Source organism: Variovorax trehalosi (assembly GCF_051216415.1).
Lineage (GTDB): Bacteria > Pseudomonadota > Gammaproteobacteria > Burkholderiales > Burkholderiaceae_C > Variovorax.
This window is the reverse complement of record NZ_JBPJZG010000011.1, coordinates 33592-48743: the sequence shown is the minus strand read 5'-3', so window position 1 is coordinate 48743 and position 15152 is coordinate 33592. Positions and strand designations below refer to the sequence as shown.

Below are 15152 nucleotides of genomic sequence, written 5' to 3'. Positions count from 1 at the left end.
AATCGACACCATGACCGCACGCACCCCCACCACCGATTACCCGATGACGATCTATCACAAGCCCAACTGCAGCACGTCGCGCAACGTGCTGGGCTTGATCCGCGAGAGCGGCGTGGAGCCGACGATCGTGCTGTACCTGGAAACACCGCCTTCGAAAAAGAAGCTGCGCGAGTTGACGAAAGCCATGGGAACGACGGCGCGCGACCTGCTGCGCACGAAGGAGGCGCCGTACGAAGAACTGAAGCTGGCCAATCCGAAGTGGACCGACGACCAGCTGTTCGATGCGATCGTGGAAAACCCGATTCTCTTGCAGCGCCCCATCGTCGTCTCGCCGCGCGGCACGTTGATGTGCCGGCCATGGGAACGCGTGCGGGAAATACTGCCCGCTTAGAGTCGTGGGGCCTCGGCCTGCTGCGCCAGGCCCCATGCGACGTGCTCGCGCACCAGTTCGCTCGGATGCTCGGCGCGCGTGGCCAACGCGTCCTTTGCGCCGCCCTCGCCTGATCGCACCGCATTGCCCAACGCCACCGCGATGTTGCGCAGCCACCGCTCGTGCCCGATGCGCCGTATCGGACTGCCCTCGGTGCGACGCAGGAAATCGTCCTCGGTCCACGCGAAGAGCTCGGCCAGCGTGCGCCCCGTGAGGCCTTCGCGTGCGTCGAAATCAGGCAGCGCGCTCTTCTTGGCGAACTTGTTCCAGGGGCAGATCAATTGGCAGTCGTCGCAGCCGTAGATTCGGTTGGCGATCAAGGGCCGCAGTTCCTCCGGGATCGGCCCGCTGTGCTCGATGGTGAGGTAGGAGATGCAGCGCCGCGCGTCGAGCCTCCGCGGCGCGACGATCGCCTGCGTCGGGCACACGCCGATGCAGGCACTGCAGCTGCCGCAATGCGCGGTGACCGCCTCGCTCTCTGGCAACGCCATATCCACATAGATCTCGCCGAGGAAGAACATCGAGCCCGCATCGCGGTCCAGCACCAGCGTGTGCTTGCCGCGCCAGCCCTGGCCGCTGCGCGAAGCCAGCTCGGCTTCGAGCACCGGTGCCGAATCAGTGAACGCGCGGTGGCCGAAGGGGCCGACCTCTTCGGCGATCTTCTCGGCCAGCTTTGCCAGCCGGTTGCGCAGGACCTTGTGATAGTCCCGGCCCCGCGCATAGACCGACACGATGGCCTCGCCGGGCCGCGTGAGACGGTCGAACTCGACCACCTGCCACTCGGGCGAGGTGTCGCGCGGCAGGTAGTCCATGCGCGCGGTGATCACGCTCACGGTGCCCGGCACCAGCTCTGCGGGACGCGCGCGGCGCGTGCCGTGCGTTTCCATGTATTGCATCTCGCCATGGAACCCATGGGCCAGCCATTGCATCAGACCGTCCTCGGCGCTCGATAAATCGACGCCCGCGATTCCGATTTGGGAGAATCCGAGTTCCCGGGCCAAAGCCTGAATACGAACAACGAGTGGATGGCTGACGATCACTTGCCGATTGTAGAAACGCCCAAGGGCATCCCCCGCACCCGCGTCCTGCGCTGGGGCAGCGAAGCCGACACCGACACCTTCGCGCAATCGCTCGCCGCCGCGCCCGCCTTGCGCGATGCCTTCATCGCCCTCGAAGGGGACCTCGGCGCCGGCAAGACCACCTTCGTTCGCCACCTGCTGCGCGCGCTCGGCATCGCAGGCCGCATCAAGAGCCCCACCTATGCAGTGGTCGAGCCCCATGAGGCGCCCGACGGACTGCAGATCTTCCATTTCGACTTCTACCGCTTCGCCGACCCGCGCGAATGGGACGACGCCGGCTTCCGCGACATCTTCGCGGGGCCGGGCCTCAAGCTGGCCGAATGGCCGGAAAACGCCGCGGGCCGCACACCGGTTGCCGACCTCGCTATTAAAATAGAAGCAATGACAGACGACACACGCAGCGTGACCCTCCTGGCGAACACCCCTCGCGGCAGCGATCTGCTGGCGCGCATCGCCGCATGAAGGCGGGTGGACTGAAACGGCGCGTGCTGCTGCAGGGCGGCAGCATCGCGCTGATGCTCGGCGTGCACCAGATCGCACGCGGCGCCACCATCCTCGCGGTGCGCGTCTGGCCCGCAGCCGACTACACCCGCGTGACCATCGAGTCCGATGCGCGGCTCAGCTCGCAGCAACTCGTGGTGGGCAGCCCGCCGCGGCTGGCCGTGGACATCGAAGGCATCGAGCTCAACAGCGAACTGCGCGAACTGGTCGGCAAGATCAAGCCGGGCGATCCGTACATCAATGGCCTTCGCGTCGGGCAGAACGCACCGACCGTTGTGCGCATCGTGTTCGACCTGAAGCAGACGGTGCGCCCGCAGGTGTTCTCCCTCGCGCCCGTGGCCGCCTACAAGCACCGGCTGGTGCTCGACCTGTATCCCGAACAAGCCATCGACCCGATGGAAGCGCTGATCGCCGAGCGGCTGCGCGATGCACCCAAGCCGGGCAGCGGCACGAGCGCCCCGGCGGTGGCGGGCATTGCGCCTTCCGCACCTGCAGCGCCGGTGCGCCCTGCGATGCCCGCGGGCGATCCGCTGGGCGAGCTCATGGCGCAGCAGTCGATGCGGCCCGGTCCCGCAGCGCCCGCGCCGCCTGTCGTAGCGGGCGCCGACCGGCCTTCCGCACCGCCCGTGCTCGTGGCGCCGGCGCCGCTGCCGCCCGTGGTGGGCACCGCGCCGGTGAAGCCCGTGTCGCCGCCCGTCGCAGCTGCACGCGGCGGCGCCACGGCGAGCCGCACCGACCGCATCATCATCGTGGCACTCGACCCCGGCCACGGCGGCGAGGATCCGGGGGCCACCGGCCCGAGTGGCACGCGCGAGAAAGACATCGTGCTGCAGGTCGCGTTCCGTCTGCGCGACCGCATCAATGCGGGCAGCGTCAACGGCAACCCGATGCGCGCCTTTCTCACGCGCGACGCCGACTTCTTCGTGCCGCTGGGCGTGCGCGTGCAGAAGGCGCGGCGCGTGCAGGCCGACCTGTTCGTGAGCATTCATGCCGATGCATTCACCACGCCCGCCGCGCGCGGCGCCAGCGTGTTCGCGCTGAGCCAGAGCGGCGCATCGAGCAGCGCGGCGCGCTGGCTGGCCAACAAGGAGAACGACGCCGACAAGGTCGGTGGCGTCAACGTCGGCAACCACGAGGCGCAGGTGCAGCGCGCGCTGCTCGACATGAGCACGACCGCGCAGATCAACGACAGCCTGAAGCTCGGCGGCGCGATGCTCGGCGAGATCAAGGGCATCGGTGCGCGACTGCACAAGGGCCAGGTCGAGCAGGCCGGCTTCGCGGTGCTGAAGGCGCCGGACATCCCGAGCGTGCTGGTGGAAACGGCCTTCATCAGCAACCCCGAGGAAGAAGCCAACCTGCGCCGCGTCGATTACCAGGAGAGCCTGGCCGATGCGCTCATGCGCGGCATCCAGCGCTATTTCGCGCAGAACCCGCCGTTGGCGCGCAGCCGGCAACTCTGATCGCGCACGCGGCGTTTTGTAAAGCTAAAGCACGCCCTTCTGTCCCACGCCGGGCGGCCCATCACACCGCACAGGCAGGCGCGGCAGGCTCCTACACATGACGAACGGCCCTGTTGATGATGATGAACCATCACTCCTCGAAAGGGCACATCATGAAGACACGTCTCTGGATCGCTGCATTTGCAGCCACGTCGGTCATGGCGATTGCGGGCTGCGCAAGCGGCCCCAACCAGAACCTCGGTACTGGCGTCGGTGCAGTCGGCGGTGCGCTGGTGGGCAATGCCATCGGCGGCAACACGGCCAGCACGGTGGGCGGTGCGGCCATCGGTGGCCTCATCGGTAACCAGGTCGGCCGCAATGCCGACGAGCGCAACTACTACAACCAGCAGCGCTATCCGCAGGGCAGCAACTACTACCCGAGCAACGGTCCGCGCTATTGAGCGGGCTCCAGCGGTTGGCTGAATGAAAAAAAGCGCGCCTCGGCGCGCTTTTTTCTGTCCGCTGAAACGCCTCAGGCCTATGCAGCGGCCCGCGCCTTTTCAGCCTTGGAGGCGCGCCAAGCACCGAAGATCGCCAACAGCCCCGGCACGAAGATCAGCGCCCAGATGATCTTGTCCAGATGCTGCTTCACGAACGGCAGGTTGCCGAAGAAGTAGCCGGCCGTCGCGATGCCCAGCACCCAGATCAGCGCGCCCACCACGTTGTACATGGTGAACTTCGCGCGGCTCATTTCCGCCACGCCCGCAACGAACGGCGCGAAGGTGCGAATGAAAGGCATGAAGCGCGCAAGGATGATGGTGATGCCGCCATAGCGCTCGTAGAAACCGTGGGCCTGGTCGAAGGCCTTGCGGTTGAAAAAGCGCGAGTTCTCCCACTGGAAGACCTTCGGCCCGAAGTAGCGGCCGATCGAATAATTGGTCTGGTCTCCGAGGATGGCCGCGGCGATCAGGATGCCGCAGGCCAGCGGAAAGTTCATGAGCCCCGCGCCGCACAGCGCGCCGACGATGAAGAGCAGCGAATCGCCCGGCAGGAACGGCATCACCACCGCGCCGGTCTCCACGAAGACGATCAGGAAGAGCAGCGCATAAACCCAGGGCCCGTAGGCAATGACGAAGGCTTCGAGGTGTTTGTCGACGTGAAGGATGAAGTCGACGAGAAAGCTGATGATTTCCATGGCCGCGGATTATCCTTGTTGGCGTTCTGTGCCCTTTTCGAATTCCCCCATGATTCACATACGCGAAGCCCTCGATGCGGACTGGCCGGCCATCTGGGCCGTGCTCGAACCGACGTTCCGCCGCGGCGACACCTACACCTTCGCCACCGACGTGACCGAAGACGAAGCACGTCATTCGTGGACGAAAGTTCCCACCGCCACCTTCATTGCGTGCGACGAGCAAGGCGCAGTGCTCAGCACCTACGTCATCAAGCCCAACCAGCCCGGACAGGGCGCGCATGTGAGCAACTGCGGCTACGTGGTATCCGAGGCGGCGCGCGGCCTGGGCGTGGCGTCGGCGCTGTGCGAACACTCGCAGCAGCAGGCCCTGCGCATGGGCTTTCTGGCGATGCAGTTCAACTTCGTCGTGTCCACCAACAAGCGCGCGGTGCAGCTCTGGCAGCGGATGGGCTTCGCCATCGTCGGCACGCTGCCCGGCGCCTTCCGGCATCCGCAGCACGGCTTCGTGGATGCCTTCGTCATGTACAAGCAGTTGCAAAATTCCGTGGATACCGTGGCCACAGGCGCGGCATGAAGAAGATCGATCCGCGGCTCCTGCAGGCCTTCGTGGCCGTCGCCCGCGAGGGCTCGGTGTCGCGCGGCGCGCAGCGCCTCTTCCTCACGCAGCCGGCGGTAAGCCTGCAGTTGAAGGAGCTCGGCGCGCTGGTCGAGCTGGAGCTGTTCCAGCGCACGCCCACGGGCCTGCTGCTGACGCGCGACGGCGCGGCGCTGCTGAACCACGCAGAGCATGCACTCGAAGGCCTGAACGATTTCGCGGTGGCCGCGGACCGGCTCAAAGGCGGCGTGCGCGGATCGCTGCGCATCGGCACCATCCTCGATCCGGAGTTCACGCGGCTCAGCCCGCTCCTGAAAGAGCTGGTCACGCTCGCGCCCGAACTGGAGACCGAGCTGCACCACGGCACCAGCGGCGAAGTGCTGGCCAGGCTCCTCAGCAAAGAGCTGGACATCGGCTTCTACCTGGGCGACCCCGATGCCAGCGACCTGCCGCAGGCCAACTCGGCCGCGCGGCGCAGCGACGGCAAGACGTTCCATTCGGAGGTGCTGACCCGCTTCGCCTACCAGGTGATCGGCCCGAGCGGTTGGGCGCCGCAGGTGCTGGGGCGCGAATGGCTGGACCTGGCGTGTTTGCCGTGGGTGCTCGCGCCTGCCACCTCCTCGCATTCGCGGCTGCTGGCGCCCGTGCTGCAGGCGCACAAGCTGGTGCTGAAGAAGGCGGCACAGGCCGACCAGGAAACCTCGATGCTCGCGCTGGTGCGTGCGGGCGTGGGCATTTCGCTGGCGCGCGACGCCGTGGCATTGCGCGCCAGCCAGCGCGACGGGCTGGTGATCGCCGACCGGGTGAGCATCGACTGCGACCTGCGCTTCGTCTGCCTGGCCGGATCGCTCAAGCGGCCGGAGGTGGCCTGCGCCTGGCAGGCCCTGTCGCGCGCATGGCGGCGCGCGCTCTGAGCCGCACCAGCTTCAGGTCCGGCGCGGCGCCATCGTCTTGAGCGCCGCATCCGGCCGCGCCGCACCGCGCACCGGCGCGGCCGCGACCTTGCGCCAGCCCTTGGGCATGCAGGCCAGCATCAGCGCTGCGAGCAGTGCCGCGCTTCCCAGCGCGTACAGCCCGGCCGCCGAGCCGCCGTGGTGCTGCTCCACATAGGTCCTCAAGCTCGGGGCGACGAAGCCGCCGAGGTTGCCGATGGAGTTCACCAGCGCGATGCCCGTGGCAATGCCCAGCCCCGAGAGCCGCTCCGACAGGAAGGCATAGAAGATCGGCGTGCCCGAGAGGTAGGTCGATGCGCCGATCGACAGCACCGCGATCGCGAAGATCGGCGAGCCGTGCGCCGACAGGCACACGCACACACCGAAGATCGTGTACAGCGTGGCCACGGTGATGCGCCGCCGGTCATGGTGGCGGTCCGACCAGCGCGTGACGAAGTACACGACGAACAGCGCCAGCACCCACGGAATGCTGGTGACGAAGCCCACCATGAGCCCGATCTTCTGGCCCAGGATCTGCGCCACCTGGCTCGGCAAGTAGAAGATCAGGCCGTAGGCGGCGATCTGCACGATGAAGAAGTTCACCGCGAAGAACATCACCTTCGGGTTGCGCAGCGTCTGCATCACCGTGTGCGGGCTGTCGACCGATTTCTCGGCCGCCTCCTGGTCGAGCACCGCCTGCAGCGCGTCCTGCTGGGGCCGCGTGAGCCACGGGGCGGCATGCGGCCGGTCGACGATCACGAAGAACGCGACGATGCCCACCACCACCGCCATCGCACCCTCGATCAGGAACATCCATTCCCACCCCTTCAGGCCGCCGATGCCGTGCATGTCGAGCAGCGCACCCGAAATCGGCCCGCCGATGACCAGCGCGCCCGCAAAGCCGAACAGGAGGATGCCGTTGGCCTGCGCCCGCACCTTCGCGGGGAACCAGTAGGTCAGCGTGAGCAGCACGCCCGGATAGAAGCCGGCCTCCGCAATGCCCAGCAAGAAGCGCAGCACATAGAACGACATCTCGCTGGTGGCAAACATCATGGCCGACGCCACGAGCCCCCAGGTCACCATGATCCGGCACAGCCAGATGCGCGGGCCGACGCGCGAGAGGATCACGTTGCTCGGCACCTCGAAGATCGCGTAGCTCACGAAGAAGATGCCCGCGCCCAGCGCGAAGGCGCTGTCGCTGATGCCGGTGTCGATCTGCAGCGCGCTCTTGGCGAAGCCGACGTTGACCCGGTCCAGGATCGACATGATGTACATGACGATCAGCATCGGAAGAAGACGCCAGCGCGCCTTGCGGATCGCGCCGCTCACCAGGTCGCTGTAGGGGCTTGTTGTCATTGTTGTTGTCTCCGGATGGTTGTTGTGTCTGTGCGGATGCGCCGGGCCGTCAGCCGCGGGCGACGGCGCCATGAACGGGGTTCGTGACCGCGCCCAGGCCGTCGATCTCCACCGTCATCACGTCGCCGCGCTTGAGGAAGCGCGGCGGCTTGAGCCCGAGGCCGACGCCCGCGGGCGTGCCGGTGAGGATCAGGTCGCCGGGCTCCAGCGTCATCGCGCGCGAGAGGTAGGCGATGAGGTAGGCGACCGAGAAAATCATCTCGCGCGTGTTCGACGACTGCACCGCCTCACCATTGACGCGGCAGTAGATGCCGAGCGACTGCACGTCGGCGATCTCGTCGCGCGTGACCAAGGTGGGCGCCAGCGGGCAGAAGCCGTCGAGCGACTTGCCGCGCACCCACTGCGCCTCGCCCAATTGCACGTCGCGCGCGCTCACGTCGTTGGCCGCGACATAGCCGAACACGTGCGAGAGCGCATCGGCTTCGCGCACGCCGCGCGCGCGGCGGCCGATGACCACGCCGAGCTCGGCCTCCCAGTCGACCTTCTCGGTGAAGCCCTCGGGCCAGGTGATCGAGTCACCGTGCGCGGCCAGCGTGTTGCCGAACTTGGCGAAGATGACCGGCTTCTCGGGAATGGCGAGGCCCGTCTCGATGCAGTGGTCGCGGTAGTTCGCGCCCACGCAGACGATGTTGCGCGGAACGAGCGGGGCCAAGGGCTCCACGCTTGCGAGCGGTACGGCCGCGCCGTCATCGCGCCAGGCCGCGCCCTCCACGATGGCCTGCAGGTTCGGCGCATCGACCGGTTGCCACGCGCCCTCCTTCACATAGCCCACGCGCAGGCCGTCCTGCGTTCGAACAGTCATCCACTTCATTACTCGACTCCGATAGTTGAAAAAATCTGGCTTGCTTGTGCCGGTGAGTGCGTCAGTGGTTGCGGCGCGGTATGCCCGCGGTCTGCGCGACGCGCTGGTACTTGGTGGCGGGCTTGAGCACCATCCCTTCCGAGAGCGTGTCCACCATGGCGCGCTGGATCTCCTGCCAGGGCGTCTGGCTCTCGGGGATCGGGTAGCCGCCGCTTGCTTCGAGTGCACGCGCACGCGCCTGCAGCACCTCGTCGCTCACGAGCATGTTCACGGTGCGGTGCTTGAGATCGACCCGCACCTCATCGCCGGTCTGCAACAGCGCAAGGCCTGCGCCCGCAGCCGCCTCGGGCGAGGCGTTCAGGATCGAGGGCGACCCCGAGGTGCCCGACTGCCGCCCGTCGCCGATGCACGGCAGCGCCGACACGCCGCTCTTGAGCAGGTGCGCAGGCGCGCGCATATTGACCACCTCCGACGAGCCCGGATGCCCGATAGGCCCGACGCCGCGCATGAACAGGATGCAGCGCGCGTCGATGTCTAGCGTCGGGTCTTCGATGCGGCGCTCGAAATCTTCCGGCCCGTCGAACACGATGGCGCGCCCGACGAAGGCATCGGTATCGCCCGGCGTGCTGAGGTAGCGCGCCCTGAACTCGTCGGAGATCACGCTGGTCTTCATGATCGCGCTGTCGAACAGGTTGCCCGACATGACGAGGAAACCGGCGTTCTCCTTCAGCGCATTGCCGAAGGAGCGGATCACGTCGGCATCCTTCACCGGCGCATCGGCGCAGTTGACGGCCAGGGTCTTGCCATTGACGGTGAGCGCGTCCTCGCGGATGAGGCCGTGGCGATGCAGTTCCGCGACCACGGCGGGCACGCCGCCCGCGCGGTAGAACTCTTCGCCCAGGTATTTGCCGGCGGGTTGCATGTCCAGGATGAGCGGCACCTCGAGCCCGACGGTCTCCCAGTCCTGCACGGTCAGATCGACGCCCGCGTGCTTGGCCACGGCGACCAGGTGGATCGGCGCATTGGTCGAGCCGCCGATGGCCGAGTTGACGACGATCGCGTTCTCGAAGGCCGAGCGCGTGAGGATGTCCGAGGGCTTCAGGTCCTCGCGCACCATCTCGACGATGCGGCGCCCCGTCTCGTAGGCCATCTGTCCGCGCTCGCGATAAGGCGCCGGAATCGCGGCGCAGCCGGGCAGGCTCATGCCCAGGGCCTCGGCCAGCGCATTCATCGTGGAGGCCGTGCCCATCACGTTGCAATGGCCGGCAGACGGCACCGTGGAGGCGACCAGGTCGATGTAGCCGGGAAAGTCGATGCTGCCCTTGGCGAACAGCTCGCGCGCCTTGAACAGCGTGGTGCCGGTGCCCGTGCGCTGCCCGTCGTGCCAGCCGTTGAGCATCGGCCCGCCCGACAGGATGATCGCGGGGATGTTGGCGGTGGCCGCGGCCATGAGCGCGGCGGGCGTGGTCTTGTCGCAGCCGGTGGTGAGCACAACGCCGTCGATCGGATAGCCCGTGAGGATTTCCACCAGTCCCAGGTACGCGAGGTTGCGGTCCAGCGCGGCGGTGGGGCGGCGGCCGTTCTCCTGGATCGGATGCATCGGGAACTCCATCGCGATGCCGCCCATCTCGCGGATGCCGTCGCGCACGCGCTGCGCCAGCTCGCGGTGGTGGCGGTTGCACGGCGTGAGGTCGGAGCCGCTCTGCGCGATGCCGATGATGGGCTTGCCGGACTGCAGTTCTTCGCGCGTAAGGCCGTAGTTCAGGTACCAGGCCAGGTGCAGGACCGAGAGTTCGCTGTGCTCGGGGTTGTTGAACCACGCGGCGGAGCGGAGGGGGCGGGTTGTTGTCATGGCGTCTCTGTTCAGTGGGGTGAGCGGAAAGAGCGCGCGAGACGGCCCCTCGCGAGATGGCTTCGCCATCGCGATTCGTTCGGGTGTCTCCGGTGCGTTCTTGTGGTGCGGGCGCAAGCTTAGGCAAAGGCCTTCGCGGGCGCCAATGAGATCGGTTGAGGGGCTGTATAAGCGCGCCAAATACACCGGCACACCGGCGACCCATGCAAGACCGGGTTTTGGGCCCGCTTTTAGAATGTTTCCGGTGAGCGCACTACCCTCCTCCATTCCCCCCTCCCCCCGCCGCCCGATCCGCGAGCTCCCCGATGAGCTGATCAGCCAGATCGCCGCCGGCGAAGTGGTCGAGCGGCCGGCCTCGGTGGTGCGCGAACTGCTCGACAACGCGCTCGATGCGGGCGCGAGCCATATCACAGTACGGCTTGCCTCGGGCGGCGTGCGGTTGATCTCGGTCGAAGACGACGGCCTGGGCATTCCGCGCGAAGAACTCACCGTGGCCCTGCGCCGCCATGCCACCAGCAAGATCGCGAGCCTGGACGACCTCGAGACGGTCGGCACCATGGGCTTTCGCGGCGAGGCGCTCGCGGCGATCAATGCGATTGCCGAGCTCAGCATCCTCTCGCGCTTCACCGGCGCCGACAGCGCCTTCGCGCTCGACGGGCGCACCGGCGAACTGCGCCCGGTGGCGCGCTCGGTCGGCACCACGGTCGAAGTGCGCGAACTCTTCTTCGCGACCCCAGCGCGCCGCAAGTTCCTGAAAACCGACGCCACCGAGCTGGCCCACTGCATCGAGGCCGTGCGCCGCCATGCGCTGGCGCGGCCCGAGGTCGGCTTCTCTGTGTGGCACGACGGCAAGCTGGTCGAGCAATGGCGCGCCGCCGACGCGCGCGAGCAGCGGCTGGCCGATGCACTCAGCGACGACTTCGTGGCCAAGAGCGTGGCCGTGGAGCATGTGGGCGGCGTGGTGCGCGTGGTCGGCCGGGCCGGCATTCCGGATGCGGCGCGCTCGCGCGGCGACCAGCAGTTCTTCTACGTCAACGGCCGCTTCGTGCGCGACAAGGTGCTCTCGCACGCGGTGCGCAGCGCCTATGAAGACGTGCTGCACGGCCAGCGCCAGCCGATCTATGCGCTGTACCTGGAGATCGATCCGTCGCGCGTCGACGTGAACGTGCACCCGACCAAGATCGAGGTGCGTTTTCGCGACGGCCGCGAGGTGCACCAGGCGGTGCGCCACGCCATCGAGGACGCGCTGGCCGCGCCGCGCGCTGGGGATGCGGTCGCGCCTTCCGGTCCGCCAGAGCCCTTTTTCAAGGAGACCAAGCTGCCCGAGAGCGCGAGCTGGTCGCAGCCGGCCATGAATTTCGTGGCGCGGGAGCGCGGTGCCGGCGATTTCGAGGCCATGTGGCCGCGCCGCACCGACGAACTCGGGCACGCACCCGATGCCACGTCCTCGCACTGGCCCCTGACGGGCGCGGCGCCGATGACGTTCCGGGCACCGGTGGGATTGCCTCCGAGCCCCGAAGAAGATCCCGCTTCCTCCTCCGCCGCCACCAACGAAGAAGCCTGGCCCCTCGGCCGCGCGTTGGCCCAGTTGCAGGGCATCTACATCCTGGCCGAGAACACCCAGGGCCTGGTGGTGGTCGACATGCATGCGGCCCACGAGCGCATCGTCTACGAGCGGCTCAAGACGCAGCTGGACGGCGCCGCGATCACCAGCCAGCCGCTGCTGATTCCGGCCACCTTCGCGGCCACGCCGCAGGAAGTGGCCACGGCCGAGGCCTGCGCCGAGGTGCTGCCCACGCTGGGACTGGAAATCACCGCTTTCTCGGCACGCACGCTCGCGGTGCGCGCCGTGCCCGGCACGCTGGCCGACGGCGACCCGGTCGAACTGGCGCGCAGCGTGCTGGCCGAACTGGGTCAGCACGACGCCAGCACCGTCGTGCAGCGCGCCCAGAACGAACTGCTGTCCACCATGGCCTGCCACGGCGCGGTGCGGGCCAACCGCAAGCTCACCATCGACGAGATGAACGCACTGCTGCGCCAGATGGAAGCCACCGAGCGTTCGGACCAGTGCAACCACGGCCGGCCGACCTGGCGACAGCTGTCGATTCGCGAGCTCGACACGCTGTTCATGCGCGGCCGATAGGCACCGACCGCTTCCGGGGCGGATTCGCCCAGGCTTCTTCCGTACGAATATCCGCCGTCAGGATTTCGCCTCGCGGGCCACACCGATGTGCCGCAGCATGACCGCGGCCGATACAGCCAGGATCGCAATGCCGACGGCGCTCGTGGCCGCGGCCACGTGGAGCCCCGCCATGAAGGCGGCCTGCGCCTGCTCCAGCATGCCGGCGGGCAGGTCCGGCGAGACCGAACGGGCGCCGGCCAAGCTGTCCGATACCGCGCGTTGAATGTCCGGGGCTCCCGGAAAACCGGCCGCATCGGCCATCCGGGTGCGATAGACGGCGGTCGTCAGGCTGCCCAGCGTGGCGATGCCCACGGCCAGTCCGAGCTCCTGCACCGTTTCGGACAGGGCCGAGGCCGATCCCGCCTTCTCGGCAGGAGCGGCGCCTACCACCAGGTCCGTTCCCAGCGCGGCGATGGTGCCCAGGCCAAGGTACACCAGCGAGAACGATGCGGTCGCCAGGGCAATGCCATGTTCGTGTCCGTGCGGCTGGCCGAGCCCGGACAGCATCAGATAGCCCACGGCCGACAACCCCAGCGCGCCCGCCATCACATAACCCGGCCGGATTCGCCTCGCAAGCAGCGGCGCCGTGATGCCGGCCGCGAGCATGGCGAGCGCCGGCGGCCCCATCCACAGCCCAGCCTCCAGCGGCGACAACCCGGCCACCAGTTGCAGGTACTGGGTCACCAGCAGCATCGTTCCGCCGACGCCGACCAGGCCCACCAAAAGCACCACCAGCGCCACGCTGAATGCCCGGTGGGAGAACAGGCCAAGGTCGATCAGCGGGTTGCTCAACCGGCGTTGTCGCCGAACGAACAGCAGCATGAAGACAACCCCGCCCGCGACAGCGAGCGCTGCGCCAGCCCCGATGCCGTCCTTGGCGACCTGCTTGACGCCGTAGACGATCGGCAGCAAGGCCAGCAGCGACAGCGCGACGCTCGGCAGGTCCAGCCGGCCCTGTTGCGGCGCGCGGTACTCCGGCAGCAGGAACGGCGCGGCCACCAGCAGGAGCCCGACGACCGGCAGCGCAACGAGAAACGCCGCGCCCCAGCCGTGATGCGCCAGCAGGACGCCGCCCACCACGGGCCCGGCCGCCATGCCCAGCGCAAACATGGTCGCCCACACCCCGATGGCCAGCGCGCGCTGATGAGGATGGAGAAACATGTTGCTGATCAGCGCCAGGGTCGAGGGCATCAGCGTCGCGCCCGCCACGCCCAGCACGGCACGTGCGGCAATCAGCTGGGAAGCACTGCCCGAACAGGCCGCCATCACCGACGCCACCCCGAAAGCAGCGGCGCCGAACATGAGCAGCCTGCGCCGGCCGATGCGGTCCCCCAGCGTTCCCATCGTGACGAGAAAGCCGGCAATCATGAAACCGTAGGCATCGACGATCCAGAGCGCCTCGGCACTCGTCGGGCGCAGGTCCATCGCCAGCGCGGGCAAGGCCAGATGCAGCAGTGTCAGGTCGAGCCCGAGCAGGATGGTCGGTAGCGCCAGCAAGGCCAGGCCGGTCCACTCGCGGGCGCTTGCGCGTGGGTCGGCCGCCCGATGGCTGCTGCGCGCCTGGCGTCTTTCAGAGATGGAAGATGAATCGCAAAGTGATGTCAAAAGTGGCCTCCGGCTTCGCTCGGGTGGTTGCGGAAACCCCATCTTCAGGACAACATCATCCAATTACAATTTAAGTGTTTATCCCATTACTAGAGACAACAGCCTTGATCGAGAGAAGCCTGGAGCGCACCAAGAACGACCTGTCGGAGTTCCTGACCCGGCGCCGCACGATGCTGACGCCCGCCGATGTCGGCCTGCCGTCTCGCGGGCGCCGCCGGACGCCGGGCCTGCGCAGGGAAGAAGTCGCAGCAATGGCCGGCGTGGGGCTCACCTGGTACACCTGGTTCGAGCAGGGGCGGGACATCCAGGTGTCGGAGAAATTCCTGCTGGGCGTGGCGCACGCCCTCCAGCTGGACGATGCCGACTGCAGCCATCTGTTTCTTCTGGCCCACAAACGGCCGCCACCACCGGAAGCGCACCAATGGGTATCGGTCACGCCGCTCGTGCAGCAGTTGATGGACGACCTGCCGAGCCGGCCCGCCTACGTGTGCAACCTGCGCTGGGACGTCGTGGCCTGGAACGCGGCCGCCGATGCGCTCTTCGGCTTCGGCGCCCGGGAACGGGAGCTGCGCAACATCCTGAGGATGGTGTTTGCCGACCCCGAACTGCGACGGCGCCTGCCCGCCTGGCATGAGGATGCACCCCGGCTGCTGGCGCAGTTTCGCTACGACTTCGCCGTAGCGCCGGACGATCCGCCCATGCTGGGCCTCGTCGCGGACCTGAAGGGCCTGTCCGCCGACTTTCGGCGCTGGTGGGAGACCCGGGACAGCGCGGAAGCCCGGCGCGGCGTCGGGTCCGTGCTCGCGGCTGAAACCGGGCCCGGGTGCGGGCGGGGGCGGCTGGATTTCCGCCACGAGACGCTGGTGGTGGATCAGCACCGGCACCTCCGCATGGTGGTTTACTTCGCGGAACCGGTTGCCGCCGGCTGACTGAATATCGCAGGGCGGACAGGGGCAGACAGGCCCCGCCAGCGCCTTTTTGAGGGTTTTCGAGGATTCCGAGGGGTCATCCACCGAGCGGGCACGCACGTTGCATGGTCTCGTGCAAAGCGCCGATGAGCGCCGCACAGGGGGAGGCTGACACGCGATGCCGATGCGTTTCAGAAAGCAAGCGCATGAACTTTC

The 15152-nt window shown here is 67.7% G+C and carries 14 protein-coding genes; 8 read left to right on the top strand and 6 right to left on the bottom strand.

The genetic code is table 11. The annotated features are described in order from the left end of the window. The first annotated feature begins 10 nt into the window (after positions 1 to 10). Positions 11 to 391: an arsenate reductase (glutaredoxin) gene (arsC, locus tag ACSFA7_RS30520; protein WP_435502815.1), complete on the top strand. Its 381-nt coding sequence runs from the start codon at positions 11 to 13 to the stop codon at positions 389 to 391. Here the strand turns inward: arsC and queG are convergent. Then, positions 388 to 1470, bottom strand: coding sequence for a tRNA epoxyqueuosine(34) reductase QueG (gene queG, locus ACSFA7_RS30515; protein WP_435502814.1), 1083 nt, complete (start codon positions 1468 to 1470; stop codon positions 388 to 390). The genes arsC and queG overlap by 4 nt on opposite strands. Between queG and tsaE the strand changes: the two genes are divergently transcribed. The 3 genes from tsaE to ACSFA7_RS30500 all read left to right on the top strand — a co-directional run bounded on the left by tsaE (position 1456) and on the right by ACSFA7_RS30500 (position 3910). Then, entirely contained in the window at positions 1456 to 1971 is a 516-nt protein-coding gene (tsaE, locus tag ACSFA7_RS30510) for a tRNA (adenosine(37)-N6)-threonylcarbamoyltransferase complex ATPase subunit type 1 TsaE (RefSeq protein ID WP_435502813.1), read from the top strand. The two genes, queG and tsaE, sit on opposite strands and share 15 nt — an antisense overlap. Further along, positions 1968 to 3470: an N-acetylmuramoyl-L-alanine amidase gene (locus ACSFA7_RS30505; RefSeq protein WP_435502812.1), complete on the top strand. Its 1503-nt coding sequence runs from the start codon at positions 1968 to 1970 to the stop codon at positions 3468 to 3470. The genes tsaE and ACSFA7_RS30505 overlap by 4 nt, the downstream gene beginning before the upstream one ends. Positions 3471 to 3622: 152 nt before the next feature. Beyond that, complete coding sequence (locus ACSFA7_RS30500) at positions 3623 to 3910, top strand: glycine zipper domain-containing protein (protein WP_435502811.1); 288 nt, start codon at positions 3623 to 3625, stop codon at positions 3908 to 3910. A 77-nt stretch (positions 3911 to 3987) separates the two neighbouring features. On the opposite strand, the gene ACSFA7_RS30495 is transcribed toward ACSFA7_RS30500, so the two are convergent. Beyond that, entirely contained in the window at positions 3988 to 4644 is a 657-nt protein-coding gene (locus ACSFA7_RS30495) for a DedA family protein (RefSeq protein ID WP_435502810.1), read from the bottom strand. Between the two features lie 49 nt (positions 4645 to 4693). Here ACSFA7_RS30495 and ACSFA7_RS30490 point away from each other — a divergent pair, with 49 nt between their 5' ends. Then, complete coding sequence (locus tag ACSFA7_RS30490) at positions 4694 to 5218, top strand: GNAT family N-acetyltransferase (RefSeq protein WP_435502809.1); 525 nt, start codon at positions 4694 to 4696, stop codon at positions 5216 to 5218. After that, complete coding sequence (locus tag ACSFA7_RS30485) at positions 5215 to 6153, top strand: LysR family transcriptional regulator (protein WP_435502808.1); 939 nt, start codon at positions 5215 to 5217, stop codon at positions 6151 to 6153. The genes ACSFA7_RS30490 and ACSFA7_RS30485 overlap by 4 nt, the downstream gene beginning before the upstream one ends. Before the next feature lie 12 nt (positions 6154 to 6165). Here ACSFA7_RS30485 and ACSFA7_RS30480 read toward each other — a convergent pair whose 3' ends face one another. The 3 genes from ACSFA7_RS30480 to ACSFA7_RS30470 are packed head-to-tail and all read right to left on the bottom strand — an operon-like array spanning position 6166 to position 10241. After that, the gene (locus ACSFA7_RS30480) at positions 6166 to 7527 is read right to left on the bottom strand and encodes an MFS transporter (RefSeq protein WP_435502807.1); all 1362 of its coding nucleotides are present in this window, start codon (positions 7525 to 7527) and stop codon (positions 6166 to 6168) included. 49 nt (positions 7528 to 7576) lie between these two features. Beyond that, entirely contained in the window at positions 7577 to 8398 is an 822-nt protein-coding gene (locus tag ACSFA7_RS30475; protein WP_435502806.1) for a fumarylacetoacetate hydrolase family protein, read from the bottom strand. 52 nt (positions 8399 to 8450) lie between these two features. After that, on the bottom strand, positions 8451 to 10241 hold the full coding sequence (locus ACSFA7_RS30470; RefSeq protein WP_435502805.1) for an IlvD/Edd family dehydratase: 1791 nt from the start codon (positions 10239 to 10241) through the stop codon (positions 8451 to 8453). 235 nt (positions 10242 to 10476) lie between these two features. Between ACSFA7_RS30470 and mutL the strand changes: the two genes are divergently transcribed. Beyond that, positions 10477 to 12384, top strand: coding sequence for a DNA mismatch repair endonuclease MutL (gene mutL / locus ACSFA7_RS30465; protein WP_435502804.1), 1908 nt, complete (start codon positions 10477 to 10479; stop codon positions 12382 to 12384). Between the two features lie 57 nt (positions 12385 to 12441). On the opposite strand, the gene ACSFA7_RS30460 is transcribed toward mutL, so the two are convergent. Beyond that, the gene (locus ACSFA7_RS30460; RefSeq protein WP_435502803.1) at positions 12442 to 13920 is read right to left on the bottom strand and encodes an MFS transporter; all 1479 of its coding nucleotides are present in this window, start codon (positions 13918 to 13920) and stop codon (positions 12442 to 12444) included. Positions 13921 to 14132: 212 nt separating this feature from the next. On the opposite strand from ACSFA7_RS30460, the gene ACSFA7_RS30455 reads away from it, so the two are divergent. Continuing rightward, the gene (locus ACSFA7_RS30455) at positions 14133 to 14957 is read left to right on the top strand and encodes a helix-turn-helix transcriptional regulator (protein WP_435502802.1); all 825 of its coding nucleotides are present in this window, start codon (positions 14133 to 14135) and stop codon (positions 14955 to 14957) included. Positions 14958 to 15152 lie beyond the last annotated feature (195 nt).